The following is a 13,554-nucleotide window of genomic DNA, read 5'->3' as shown; positions in this document are numbered from 1 at the left end:
CTAACGGGCTTGCAAGTACGGATGCACCCCATGTCTGTCGCCATCACTTTCCAGCAACTGATCCAGCGTTTGAACGCCTATTGGGGCGAACAAGGTTGCGTCCTGATCCAACCTTTGGACATGGAGGTCGGCGCCGGGACCTTTCACGCCGCGACGTTTTTGCGCTCGCTCGGACCGGAGCCGTGGAATGCCGCCTATGTGCAGCCCTGTCGCCGCCCGACCGATGGCCGTTACGGTGAAAACCCGAACCGGTTGCAACGCTACTACCAATATCAAGTGGCGATGAAACCGTCGCCCGACAACATCGTTGAACTGTATTTCGATTCGTTGAAATCCCTCGGTATTGATCCGCAGGTGCACGATTTGCGCTTGGTGGAAGACAACTGGGAATCTCCCACGCTCGGCGCCTGGGGCCTCGGCTGGGAAGTGTGGTTGAACGGCATGGAAGTCACCCAGTTCACTTACTTCCAGCAAGCCGGCGGCTTGGAATGCAAACCCGTGCTCGGTGAAATCACCTACGGCCTCGAGCGTTTGTGCATGTATCTGCAAAACGTCGACAACGTGTTCGACATCGTGTGGACGTATGGCCCGGATGGCACGCCGGTCCTGTATCGCGATGTTTATCACCAAAACGAAGTGGAACAGTCCACTTACAACTTTGAATATGCGGACGTCGAAGAACTCTTCCATCGCTTCGATGCCTGCGAGCGTGAGGCGGTGAAATTGGTCGAAGTCAACTTGCCGCTACCGGCGTACGAGCAAGTGATGAAGGCCTCGCACAGTTTCAATTTGTTGGATGCACGCCGTGCCATCTCGGTGACGGAACGTCAACGTTACATCTTGCGCGTGCGCAAATTGGCGCAAGCGGTGGCCGAGAGCTACTACGCGCAACGCGAAAAGCTGGGATTTCCGGCATTGAAAAAGCCAGCGACGGAGGCCTCGGCATGAAAACGCAACCGCTGCTGATCGAACTAGGCACCGAAGAATTGCCGGTCAAGGCCTTGCCGGTGTTGGCGCAGGCATTTTTTGACGGCGTGTTGGCCGGTTTGGAAAAACGCGGCATCGCGTTTGTGCGCGGCAATGCCAAGCCGCTCTACACCCCGCGTCGCCTCGCTGTGTTGTTGTCGGATGTCGCCAGCCAACAACCCGAACAAAAGAGCGAAGTGCTGGGCCCGTATTTGAACATCGCGCTCGATGCGGAAGGCAAACCGACCAAAGCGCTGGAAGGGTTTGCCGCCAAAGCCGGCATTGACTGGCAACAGCTCGAGCGCACCACCGACGGCAAAGGTGAGCGCTTCGTCCATCGCGCCGTCAAACCGGGTGTGGCCACTGTCGACATCCTCGGCGAGATCGTGCAAGAAGCCATTGCCGCCATGCCGATTCCGAAGCCGATGCGTTGGGGCGCGCACCCTTACGCCTTTGCCCGTCCGGTGCACTGGTTGGTGTTGATGCTCGGTCACGACGTCGCGCCGGCCAGCGTGTTCGGCGTGACCGCCGGCAACCGCAGTCGCGGTCATCGCTTCATGCAGCCCGGCGACATCACGCTCGATTCGCCGACGCAGTACGTCGAAGCCTTGCAGCATGCGTTCGTCTTGGTCGATCCCGACACGCGTCGTGCCCGCATCGTCGAACAGGTCAATCAGGCCGCCACGGAAGTGGGTGGCCGCGCGCGCATCGATGCCGACAACCTCGAACAAGTGAACGGCCTGGTGGAATGGCCGTCGCCGATTCGCTGCGCATTCGAGCCGGCCTTTTTGGCTGTTCCGCAAGAAGCCCTGATCGAAACCATGGAAACCAATCAGAAGTATTTCCCGGTGCTCGATCGCGACGGCAAGTTGACCGAACATTTCATCGGCATCGCCAACATCGAATCGAAAGCCCCGGATGAAGTCCGCAAAGGCTACGAGCGGGTCATTCGTCCGCGTTTCAGCGATGCCAAATTCTTCTTCGACGAAGACTTGAAGCAAGGCTTGGTGGCCATGGGCGACGGACTCAAGAGCGTCACCTACCAAGCCAAACTCGGCAGCGTCGCCGACAAAGTCGAACGCGTCGCGAGCTTGGCCTCGGCGCTGGCTCCGGTGCTCGGTGTGGACGCCGACGCGGCCGCCAAAGCGGCACGCCTCGCCAAGAACGATTTGCAATCACGCATGGTGAACGAGTTTCCGGAGCTGCAAGGCATTGCCGGACGTCACTATGCGGCCGCACAAGGTGAAACGGGCGACATCGCCGCCGCCTTGGACGAGATCTACATGCCGCGCAACGCCGCGGACGACATCGCGCCGTCCAAGCTCGGTCAGACCTTGGCAATTGCGGAGCGCTTCGATACTTTGGCGGGCGGCTTTGCCGCGGGCTTGAAGCCCACCGGCAACAAGGATCCGTTTGCCTTGCGTCGCAATGCCCTGGGTCTTGCCCGCACCTTGCTGGAAGGCGGTCACGATCTGTTGCCGAACGAATGGTTCGAACGCGCGTGGGCCTTGCAACCGTCACACGTGGCCGACGTCCATCCGTTTGACGTCACCCAGTTCCTCTACGACCGCTTGCGGGCCTACTTCGCCGAGAAAGGCGCGACGCCGCAGCAATTCGAGTCGGTGATGAATGTTGTCCACGATTCGCTGCCGGATTTTGCAGCGCGCTTGGATGCCGTCAAAGGGTTCGCACGCTCTGCCGATGCGGAAGCCTTGGCGGCAGCAAACAAACGCATTCGCAATATTTTGCGCAAGTCGGAAGCCGACATCGCGGCGAAGATCGACACCGCATTGCTGGTTGAACCGGCGGAACATGCACTGCATGCCGCACTGCAATCCACCTTGTATGACACTCGCGCCGCGCTGGCTGCACGGGATTACAGCGCCGTGCTGTCGCGTCTGGCGCAATTGCGCGCGCCCGTGGATACGTTTTTCAACGACGTGATGGTCAACGCCGATGACGTGGCGGTGCGCGGCAATCGCCTGGCTTTGTTGAATGCATTGGCCGGCGCGCTGGGCTCGGTGGCGGCCATCGAGCACTTGTCGGTTTAGTCTGATTCTTTCGCGCGCCGCCGGGCGCGCGACGTAGACTTCGTGACTTGTCCGGGGAGGGATGAGTCCGTGCGTTTTCTTCTGTTGAGCTTCGTTTGTGTCTTCGCCGGCAGCGCTTTTGCGGCCGACAAACCGTATTACGAGCAAATCCGCTTTCGCGACAATGATCCCTTCGTGTTCTGCACGCAAGGCATCAAAGACAATCCCCGCGCTTGGTCACCCGAGCAACCGGTGCGCGCGCTATGGCGCCTTACGCCCGGTTATTGCCCGGTGCCGAGCACCGGTACCTGCCCTATCTATCCGTACACCTATCAACGCTGGTCAGACAACGACGTCAATTCGCTGCAGCAGTACATGAGCGTGTGCCCGCAGGCAAAGCGCGAAGGCCGTTGGCGCGGCAAGGGCAAGCCGGAAAACTCGCCCTATTCGCATTGACGCGCGCGGTTGGGTCAGGCCGCGTGCGGATGGCGCGCTTGGCGACCCAACTTGCGGTTCACCCAATCACCCAGATCATCCAACACGGTGTACGCAGCGGGAATCACCACCAAGCTCAACGCGGTGGAAGTGATCAATCCGCCAATCACCGCCCAGGCCATCGGCGCACGGAAACTGGAGTCGCCCGAAAAGCCCAGGGCCAAGGGCAACATACCCGCGCCCATTGCGATGGTGGTCATGATGACCGGACGTGCACGCTTATGGCAGGCATCCAACACTGCTTCATGTTGGCTCATGCCCTGTTCGTCTTCCGCCATCACCGCGTAGTCCACCAACAGAATCGAGTTCTTGGTGGCAATGCCGATCAACATCAGCAAGCCGATCAATGCCGGCAATGACAAGGCGTTCTGGGTAATCAACAACGCGCCGAAGGCACCGGCCGCACACAAAGGAATCGCGCACAGAATGGTGATCGGTTGCAACGCGTGGTTGAACAACAACAACAGCACCATGTAAATGCACACAATGCCGGCCACCATGGCCAACGCGAAGCCGACAAACAGTTCGATGAAGATTTCCGCATCACCGGTGTTGATGAACTTCACGCCCGGCGGCACACTTTTCACCGAAGGCAATTTCTGCACTTCGCCCATTACCTCGCCCAAGGGACGTCCGTTGAGCTCAGCCGTGAGCGTGATGTTGCGCTGACGCTGATAGCGCGAAATCACCGAAGGACCACTGCCCTGGCGGATATCGGCAACGGCATCCAACGGCACCGGACCGCCCTTGCCGCGAACACGCAGCTGCGAAATTGTGGCCGGATCGCGCAAGTCCTCACGGGCGAAACCGACCCGGATCGGAATCTGACGATCCGGCAAGTTCAACTTCGCCATCCGTTGGGTGTAGTCGCCGGCGGTGGCCACACGCGCCGCCTCCGCGATGGCCGCAGTGGCCACGCCGACATCAGCCGCGCGTGCCGAATCCGGGACGATTTGGATTTCAGGACGCAACAACGATGCGGAAGACGAGATGCTGCCCAGACCCTGGATGTTGCGCAAATCGCGTTCAACTTTGGCGGCCGCATCTTCAAGTTTCTGCGGATCGTCGCCGGAGAGCACCAGCATCATCTGTTCACCGGGCTCACTGCTGATGTAGCTGATCTTGGCGCCCGGCAAATCCGACAGTTTTTCACGTGCGATACGCTCCAGATCTTTCTGGGTCTTGTCGCGATCGCCTTTGTCCGCCCACTCCAGCACCAACGTGGCGCGTCGTGCGTCGGCCACGCCGGATTTGCTCGGATCACCGACATCCGGCACCGCGCCGATCATCGCGAAGACCTGCTTCAACTCTTTGATGCCGGAGAGTTCCTTGCGTGCCCGTTCGGCCACCTGGGTGGTGGTTTCGATGGTGGTGCCCGGCGGCAGTTCAATGCTGAGGTTGCTGCGACCTTGGTCGGCCACCGGAATGAAGGTGGTCGGAATGAACGGAATCATTGCCAACGACGCGAAGAAAAACACGGTGGCCATCAACAGCGTCTTCCAACGGTTGTGCGTGGCCCAAGTGACGATGCGCATGTAACGCTGCATGACGCGGCCGTCTTCACCCTGATGATCGGCATGCGGCTTCAACTGGTAGGCCGCCATCATCGGCGTCAACAAGCGTGCCACCAACAGCGAGAACAACACCGCGGTGGCGGCCGTCCAACCGAATTCACGGAAGAACTTGCCGGCAATACCCGGCATGAAGGCCACCGGCACGAACACCGCCGCCAAGGTCATCGAGGTGGCGATCACGGCCGTGCCGATTTCGTCGGCGGCGTCACGCGCCGCGTCGATCGGGCTCTTGCCCATGCCGAGATGTCGGACGATGTTTTCGATTTCGACAATCGCATCGTCCACCAAAATGCCCACCACCACCGACAACGCCAACAGCGTGATCATGTTGAGTGAGAAGCCGAGGAAGTAGATGACGGCGAAGGTCGGGATGATCGACAACGGCAACGCGATGGCGGACACCCAGGTGGCGCGCCAATCGCGCAGGAACAGATACACCACGATCAACGCGAGAATCGCGCCTTCGAACAGCATCTCCATCGACGAGTGATACGAGGTCTCGGTTTCCGTCGTCATGTCGCTGACGATTTTGAAGTTTGCGCCCGGGTGCTCTTTGGCCAACGTGGCCAAGGCGTCTTTGACCCCGTCGCGAACTTTGAGCTCGTCAGAACCGCGCGTGCGCGCCAAGGAGAAGCCCACGACCGGGCGGCCATCCAACAGCGCCGCTTGGCTGGGGTCGGCGGCACTGTCCGTGACGGTGGCAATCGATGACAGTCGCACCGAGCGGCCATCGGCCAAGGTGATGCTGTAATCACGCAGTTGTTGCGCGTCTTGCACGGTACCGATGGTGCGAATGGTCTGTGCTTCGCCGGCGAGCTCCGCTTTGCCGCCGGGGCGCTCGACTTGCGAGAGCGCCAACTGTTGCGACACTTCGCCTGCGGTCACACCGAACGCCTCAAGGGCCTGCGGATCCAGATCGACGCGGATTTGCCGATCGACACCACCGATTCGCTTGACCTGTGCAACGCCTTCGACGCCATACAAGGCACGCGAGACATCGCGATCGACAAACCAGGACATTTCATCCGCGGTCATGTTCGGCGCATCGACGGCATAGGTGAGCAATGATCCGCCGATGTCGATTTTGGAAATGATCGGTTCCTGAATGTCTTGCGGCAGATCCATGCGGATGCGGGTGACCGCATCCTTGGTGTCATTCAATGCTGTCATCAGATCGGCGTTCAAATTGAATTCGATCGCCGTCGTGCTGACGCCTTCCACCACGGTGGAGGTAATGCGTTTGATGTTCGGAATGGTGGCGACCGAGTCTTCCACCTTGCGGGTGACTTCGGTTTCCAACTGCGAAGGCGATGCGCCGGGCTGCATCACCGTGACCACGGTCATCGGAAAGGCAATGTCGGGAAAACGCGCCACCGACAGTTTATGGAAGCCGTAGAGCCCCGCCACGCACAACACGAAGAACAGCATGATTGCCGGCAGCGGACGTTTGATCGCCCACGACGAAAGATTGCCACCCCCACTCACGGTTGCGACCCTGCCGTTTGCGGCTTGGCTGCTGCGCTGGTTGTCGGCGCGACAACACGGACCGTATCGCCGTCGGCGAGGAAGCCGGCACCTTCGGTGACCACCGCTTTGCCGGTCTCAAGACCGCGGGTGATTTCGACCAAGTCGCCGGTTTTTTGTCCTTGCTCAACGCGGATCGCGCGCGCTTTGTTGCCGTTCTCGATCACGAAGACCGTCGGGAATCCATCGCGCATGACAATGGAAGAAGCCGGCACGACTTTCGCACGGGTGGTGCCGGTCGCGATATGGCCTTGCAAGAAGGTGCCGGGTTGCAGGCCTTGCGGCGCCGGCAGGTTGGCATAGACGGTGCCGGTGCGTGTCGTCGCATCGACACCCGGACTCACCGCGCGCACCACGCCATCGACGTTGACACCCTCACGCGAGGTCAGCCGGATGGTGTCGCCCGGCTTCACCGCCGCCAACTGACTGGCCGGCAGATCCGCACGCCATTCCAATCGACCATCGCGGATCAAACGCATCAACTCCATACCGGCAGCGACCACTTGGCCGGATTGCACCAAGCGTTTTGAAATGACGCCGTTGGCCGGCGCACGCAAATCCGCAAAGCTGCGACGCAACGACGCGGCATCAAACGCCGCGCGGGCGGTGGCGACGCGGGCTTCGCCTTGGGTGCGTGCCGCGCGCAGCTCATCCAGTTGCATCGCCGAGATGTATTTGTCGGCCGCAAGGTTCTGACCGCGGGCAAGGTTGGCGCGTGCCAAGTCCGCGCCGGTTTGCGCTTCACGCAATGCGGCGCGCGCTTGCGCGAGATCAGAATCCAAGGTGCGATGGTCGAGCGTCAGCAGCACTTGGCCTTGGCGCACGCTTTGGCCGACGTCGACGTTCAAGCCAGTTACGCGCAGGCCCGAGAGCTCGACGCCGAGTTGCATTTCTTCCACCGCGGCCACCGGTCCCGAGACCGTGATGCCGCTGGCCATGTCGCGCTCGACGACAGGCGTCGTGGACACGGCGAGGGTCGAGGCACTGGCTTCCGCAGCCGCTTTGCCGTCTTTGCTTTCCGCGTCTTTTTTGCACGCGGGCAACGACACGGCGATTGCCAAAACCAGAAGGGCGGAGATTGGATGAACGCGCATATGCAAGCCTAAGCCGGATCAGCCCGCAAGTTTACTGCGCACCTGTGTTGCCGCGTGCAAACGCCTTCGCGGGCTCAGCCCGGCAGTGCGGGCAAGCCGAAAAACGTACGTGCGGCGCGTGTCGAATCGGTCGCCGCTTGATCCGCCGTTATGCCGCGATCGCGTGCCAGTTCCTCAACAATATGCGGCAGGAAACGCGGCTCATTGCGGCGATCCTTCGGCATCGGTTGCAAGGTACGTGGCAACAAATAGGGCGCATCCGTTTCCACCATCAAGCGGTCTGCCGGAATGTCTTTCACCATCTCGCGCAGATGCCGGCCACGACGCTCATCGCACAACCAACCGGTGATGCCGACATACCAATCCTGATCGAGATAGTCATACAAGGCTTCGCGGGTAGCGGTGAAACAGTGCACGACCGCGCGAGACAACTGGCCGTCAAACTGCTTCATGATGGCCATGAAATCCGCATGCGCATCGCGTTGGTGCAAGAACACCGGCTTGCCGGTGTCGACGGCGATCTGCAATTGGCGTTCGAACGCTTTGCGTTGCGCCGGTCGCGGCGAGAAATCCCTGAAGTAGTCCAGACCGCACTCGCCAACCGCCACGACTTCCGCGTGCGCCTGCAGTGCGCGCATTTCGGCGTCGCATTCTTCGGTGTATTCGACGGCGTGATGCGGATGCACACCGGCTGTGGCAAACAACATGCCGGGATACTGCAACGCCAGTTCAAGCGCCATCGGCGAATGCTCGCGCGAGGCGCCGGTCACGACCATTTGCGCCACGCCGACCGCGCGCGCCGCTTGAATCACCGCATCGCGATCGCGATCAAAGCTGTCGTGGGTGAGATTTGCACCGATATCAATCAATTCCATGCGCGTATTATCGCAAGTCCAGAACGCACAGGGCTCGCGGGCGGATGCCGCACATCGATCCGACATTGCCGATCGCAGATGTGATGCCGGACATCTTGGCGTCTTTGGGAAGCCATACACGCTTGGTGCTGGAGGCGCCCCCCGGCGCAGGCAAAACCACACAGGTGCCGCTGGCCCTATTGGATGCGGCGTGGCTTGAGGGCCGGCAAATTGTGATGCTGGAGCCAAGACGCGTCGCCGCACGTGCGGCGGCAAGCTTCATGGCGAAGCAATTGGGTGAGGCGCCGGGCGATCGCGTCGGCTACCAGATCCGCTTCGAGCGTAAAGTCTCTGCGAGCACGCGCATTTTGGTCGTGACCGAAGGCCTGCTGGCACGCATGATCCAAGAAGACCCCATGCTTGAAAGTGTGGGTGCGATTGTGTTCGACGAATTTCACGAGCGCCACCTCAGCGCCGATTTGGGATTGGCCTTGGCCTTGGATGTGCAATCGGGCTTGCGTGAGGATCTGCGCATTGTGTTGATGTCGGCGACGCTGGACGGGGAAGCACTTTCCACGTGGTTGGACGCACCGCGCGTCAGCAGCGCGGGGCGCGCCTATCCGGTCGAGATCCGCCATGTCGACGCCCAGCGCGAGGAAAAGCTGTCACAGCACATCCGACGCGCGCTCGCCGACGCCACGGCGAACATGGCAGGCGACGCCTTGGTGTTTCTGCCGGGCAAGCGCGATATCGCCTTGACCCAAGCGGTGCTTGAGCAGGCCATGCCGGAGGTCGATATTCGTGCGCTGCACGGCGACCTCCCGGTAGAAGAACAAGCGGCGTTGCTATCGCCGTCCGCACACGCGCGTCGCGTCGTACTCGCCACCAATGTCGCGGAATCGAGCGTCACCTTGCCCGGCGTGCGTATCGTCGTCGATTCCGGCCTCGCACGCGAACCCGCATTCAACAGCGACACCGGCTTCACCCATCTGGAAACGCGACGAATTTCGCAAGCCTCGGCCGACCAACGCGCCGGCCGCGCGGGCCGCGTTGCCGAAGGACTGGCACTGCGCCTTTGGCCGGCATCGCAGCGCCTGCAGTCACAACGCACACCGGAAATCCTGCAGGCGGATCTTGCACCGCTGCGTCTTGAGCTTGCCGCCTGGGGCAGTGACGATTTGCGTTTTGTGACCGCACCGCCCACGGCCGCGATGCAGAACGCCTCGGCCTTGCTGCGCGACCTTGGCGCCTTGGATCGAGATCAGAGCTTGACTGCCCGCGGCCGTCGCCTGCTCGAGCTCGGACTGCATCCACGCATGGGTGCGATGGTGTTATCCGCACAAACCCCCACCGAGCGCGCCCTCGCCTGCGATCTGATCGCCTTGGCCGATGCGCGCTCACCCCTGCTGCGTCCGGGTGATGCTTTCGCAGAACGCTGGCAAGCACTGGCGGCATTTCGCGCAAGAGGATTTGTGGACGGCGCACACGCCGGCGCCTTGCGCGCGTTGGATCGTGCCGCGATGCAATGGCGTAAACGATTGCGCGTCGATGCAGGGGCGCCCAACGTATTGCCTGCGCATGCCTTGGGGGCATTGCTCGCGCAGGCCTATCCCGACCGTATTGCGCGTGCGAGTGCGAACGATCCGTATCGCTACCAATTGGCCAACGGACAAACCGCCAAGTTGTCTGAGTACACGCAGTTGCTTGGCGAGCCTTGGCTCGTCATCAATGAACTGCATTACGCCCGACCCGATGCACGCATCCTGTCGGCGGCGCCGGTGGATGAAGCCTATTTGCGCGAGGCCTTCTCCGCACAATTCCAGGAAGGGGATGAAGTGGAGTGGGACGAAGCGCGTGCCGCCTTGGTGGCCGCACGGATCAAACGCTTCGATCGCATCGTGCTGTCGCGTGCGCCTGGCGGCCAAGTAGATGCCGAGCGCGCGCAGGCTGCCTTGGTGGATGCGGTCCGCCGACTGGGTCTCGCGGTGCTTCCATGGTCTGATGCCAGCCGGCAGTGGCAGGCGAGAGTTCAACTGCTGCGCAAGCATTTGCCGGCATTGGCCTTGCCCGCGATGGATGACGACAGTCTCGTCGCCGACTTGGATGATTGGCTCGCGCCCGCGTTCGCCGGAAAGACGCGATTGTCAGCCTTGGATACGCAGGCGCTGTCGAATGCCTTGCGAACACGCTTGGATTGGTCGCAACAACAGGCGCTCGACATGCATGCGCCGAAGCAAATGCAAGTGCCCTCGGGACTGTCACGCGATATCCATTACGCGCTCGATCACGAGGGTGAACCCGAAGCACCGGTGCTGGCGGTGAAGTTGCAAGAGTTGTTCGGCCTTGGTGATACCCCGACGATTGCCGACGGCCGTGTCAGCTTGACCTTGCATTTGCTCTCGCCCGGCGGTCGGCCGCTACAGGTGACGCGCGACTTGCGCGGTTTCTGGGATCGCACCTATCCGGAAGTGAAAAAAGAGATGAAGGGCCGCTATCCCAAGCACCCCTGGCCGGATGACCCATGGTCCGCAACCGCGACGCACAGGGCCAAACCGCGCGGAACTTGAATGCCGATTCAGGCTCGCGGCGCGTGCCAAGGATTTATCACGCGGGTATGACATTCCGCGCCAGATACTGAGCCCATCGTTTGACAGACTTGGATTTGCGCCATGAGCAACAAATTTGAAGATCTCGCATCCGTCGCTGGCGACATGGCAGAGAAGCTGGGCGGCAATTTGAAGAACGGCTTGCCGGGCAAGGCCATGAAGTGGGTCGAAACCGGCGCTGCGCTCACCGCATTGCGTACCGGCTCGCGCATCGGCCTGCGCTTTGCGCGCCGCAATCCCGTGCTGGCCGTTGCCGCCCTCGCCGGCGCCGGCGCATTGATGTACGCCACCCGCCGCGCACAGCAGAAAAAGCTTGAAGCCGGCGAGGTGATCGAAGGCAAGAGTAAACGCGTCACCGCACGCAAGATTTCGCGTGCAAAGAGCGAATAGTTTTCAGAGTGGTTTGGTGTTTGGGTGAAAGTTTTGACGGCGCCGCAAGGCGCCGTTTTTTCATCCCCAATTTCCCCAGCCCTTCTCCACAAAGTGGAGAAGGTGGCGCGAAGCGCCGGATGAGGCGCTCCCCTACCAAAATGCATCACCAACGGAACCACCCCATACGACCGTTGATACGTAGCTGGTAAATAGCCTCTTTGTCGAATGTCATCGGAAACGTAGGCACACCATGCATGATGTAGCCAGTGTAGCCATGATGATGACTACCTAACAGCGAGCTATGCCCGCAACGGCAACTCCACCACAAACCGCGACCCGCCGCCTTCGCGATCTTCATAGAACAACTGTCCGCCGAAGCGCGAAATGATTTGCCGCGCCAATGACAGTCCCAAGCCGTTCGACATCTCTGCATGGGTATCGTCATCTGACAAGCGAGTGAACGCTTTGAACAATTCACGTTGCTTGTGGCTAGGAATGCCAGGGCCGCGATCTTCCGCCATGATTACGCCAAAACCCGGTGCGCCGGTACGTGCAGTGAGTTTGAGCTCGCCCCCTTCGGTCGCGTATTTCAACGCATTGGTAATGAGGTTTTCGCACACCTGGCGCAGCACCATGGCGTCCACGGCCGCCGTGCGTTCTTCGGGCACTGTGACCACCTGCATTGCCAAGCCTTTGCTTTCACATTGCAGCTCATAGCGCGATCTCAGCCAATCGAGCGTATCGTTCAAACCCGCACCGGTATGTGCGGCATTGTCCATGGCAACGTTGTGCGGATCCTGCGATTCGAGATAGCGCCGGATGTAGACCACGGCATCGTTCGCGCTTTCGTGAATCATTTCCAGATAGCGCGGCACGCGCTCGGGCTTGCAGCCCTCGTGGATGATCACTTCACTGGCAAACATGATGCTGGTCAGTGGGTTCTTCAGATCATGCGCCACCAGATTCACCAGACTTTGCCGTTCGCTAGCCACGCGCTCCAAGCGGTCTCTGGTCAACTTGAGGCCGACGTGTGCACTGACGCGCGCCAACAATTCTTCCGCCAGAAACGGCTTGGTGATGTAATCCACGGCGCCGGCCTCGAAGGCGCGTACCAACAGATCGCGATCCTGCATCGCTGTCAGGCAAATGACAGGCACTCGCATCAGCGCCTCATCTTGCTTCATGCGCGTCAAGACATCGAAGCCATCCATCATCGGCATCAACATGTCGAGCAGGATCAGGTCCGGCATTTGGACTTCGCAGGCGGCGAACATGGCTTCGCCGTTCTCGGCGGTGGCCACTTCGTAGCCATTCCGTGTCAACAATGTGGAGACCACCCGCAGGTTTGCGTCTTGGTCGTCCACGACCAAGATGCGCCCGGAGTGGGGAATCGTCGACGCCATGCTTTATGAACCCCTTCAGGAAAGCGAAGTATAGCCCGCTAATTTCCGCTCGTCTCGAAGTTTAATGAACCGTTTATCTTCATGGTTGCGCTAATCCATCCAGCGCGCGCCATTCGCCCGGCGACAGCGTCTCCAAACCGATATGACCGATACGTACGCGAACCAAACGCAGTGTCGGCAAACCCACTGCCGCGGTCATCCGGCGAACTTGTCGATTGCGTCCCTCGTGGATTTCCAGTTCGATCCAAGCGTCGGGAACGGTTTTCCGGAATCGCACCGGCGGATTGCGCGCCCAAATCGCCGGCGGGTCGAGCAGTCGCGCGCGCGCCGGACGCGTCGGGCCATCGTTGAGCTGCACCCCGCGCGCCAACTGTCCGAGCTGGTCCTCGGTTGGCGAGCCTTCCACTTGGGCCCAATAGGTTTTCGCAACTTTGTGTTTGGGGTCGGTCAACCGGTGCGCGAGCGCGCCGTCATCGGTCAACAGCAACAGCCCTTCACTGTCGAAATCGAGGCGGCCGGCCGCGTAAACGCGTGGCGGCAAACGGAAGTCGGCCAAGGTCGCGCGCGGCGGTCGGCTTTGATCCGTGAATTGGCAGAGCACGTTGAACGGTTTGTTGAACGCGATCAACATCCGGA

At 60.8% G+C, this 13,554-nt stretch carries 10 protein-coding genes; 5 read left to right on the top strand and 5 right to left on the bottom strand.

Features of this window, described 5'->3' with window-relative positions:
• Positions 1-30 precede the first annotated feature (30 nt).
• The 3 genes from glyQ (at position 31) to H8L67_RS01150 (ending at position 3,452) form a co-directional block, all read left to right on the top strand.
• On the top strand, positions 31-948 hold the full coding sequence (gene glyQ / locus H8L67_RS01160; RefSeq protein ID WP_220379980.1) for a glycine--tRNA ligase subunit alpha: 918 nt from the start codon (positions 31-33) through the stop codon (positions 946-948).
• The gene (gene glyS, locus H8L67_RS01155; protein WP_220379979.1) at positions 945-3,017 is read left to right on the top strand and encodes a glycine--tRNA ligase subunit beta; all 2,073 of its coding nucleotides are present in this window, start codon (positions 945-947) and stop codon (positions 3,015-3,017) included. The genes glyQ and glyS overlap by 4 nt, the downstream gene beginning before the upstream one ends.
• Positions 3,018-3,086: 69 nt before the next feature.
• Positions 3,087-3,452, top strand: coding sequence for a hypothetical protein (locus H8L67_RS01150; RefSeq protein ID WP_220379978.1), 366 nt, complete (start codon positions 3,087-3,089; stop codon positions 3,450-3,452).
• A gap of 14 nt (positions 3,453-3,466) precedes the next feature.
• Here the strand turns inward: H8L67_RS01150 and H8L67_RS01145 are convergent, their stop codons facing one another.
• The 3 genes from H8L67_RS01145 to H8L67_RS01135 all read right to left on the bottom strand — a co-directional run bounded on the left by H8L67_RS01145 (position 3,467) and on the right by H8L67_RS01135 (position 8,558).
• Complete coding sequence (locus H8L67_RS01145; protein WP_255555985.1) at positions 3,467-6,550, bottom strand: efflux RND transporter permease subunit; 3,084 nt, start codon at positions 6,548-6,550, stop codon at positions 3,467-3,469.
• The gene (locus H8L67_RS01140; protein WP_220379977.1) at positions 6,547-7,683 is read right to left on the bottom strand and encodes an efflux RND transporter periplasmic adaptor subunit; all 1,137 of its coding nucleotides are present in this window, start codon (positions 7,681-7,683) and stop codon (positions 6,547-6,549) included. Before H8L67_RS01140 ends, H8L67_RS01145 begins: the two co-directional genes overlap by 4 nt.
• 74 nt (positions 7,684-7,757) lie before the next feature.
• Positions 7,758-8,558, bottom strand: coding sequence for a TatD family hydrolase (locus H8L67_RS01135; RefSeq protein WP_220379976.1), 801 nt, complete (start codon positions 8,556-8,558; stop codon positions 7,758-7,760).
• A gap of 44 nt (positions 8,559-8,602) precedes the next feature.
• Between H8L67_RS01135 and hrpB the strand changes: the two genes are divergently transcribed.
• Positions 8,603-11,104, top strand: coding sequence for an ATP-dependent helicase HrpB (gene hrpB / locus H8L67_RS01130; RefSeq protein ID WP_220379975.1), 2,502 nt, complete (start codon positions 8,603-8,605; stop codon positions 11,102-11,104).
• A gap of 102 nt (positions 11,105-11,206) precedes the next feature.
• Positions 11,207-11,533: a hypothetical protein gene (locus H8L67_RS01125; protein ID WP_220379974.1), complete on the top strand. Its 327-nt coding sequence runs from the start codon at positions 11,207-11,209 to the stop codon at positions 11,531-11,533.
• Between the two features lie 281 nt (positions 11,534-11,814).
• On the opposite strand, the gene H8L67_RS01120 is transcribed toward H8L67_RS01125, so the two are convergent.
• Positions 11,815-12,918, bottom strand: a complete 1,104-nt coding sequence (locus H8L67_RS01120; RefSeq protein ID WP_220379973.1) for a hybrid sensor histidine kinase/response regulator — start codon at positions 12,916-12,918, stop codon at positions 11,815-11,817.
• A gap of 79 nt (positions 12,919-12,997) precedes the next feature.
• The gene (locus H8L67_RS01115) at positions 12,998-13,549 is read right to left on the bottom strand and encodes a pseudouridine synthase (RefSeq protein WP_220379972.1); all 552 of its coding nucleotides are present in this window, start codon (positions 13,547-13,549) and stop codon (positions 12,998-13,000) included.
• Positions 13,550-13,554: the final 5 nt, after the last annotated feature.

Source organism: Lysobacter soyae (assembly GCF_019551435.1).
GTDB lineage: Bacteria > Pseudomonadota > Gammaproteobacteria > Xanthomonadales > Xanthomonadaceae > Solilutibacter > Solilutibacter soyae.
Note: the sequence above shows the minus strand (reverse complement) of the source record. Positions and strands in the feature narration are given on the sequence as shown.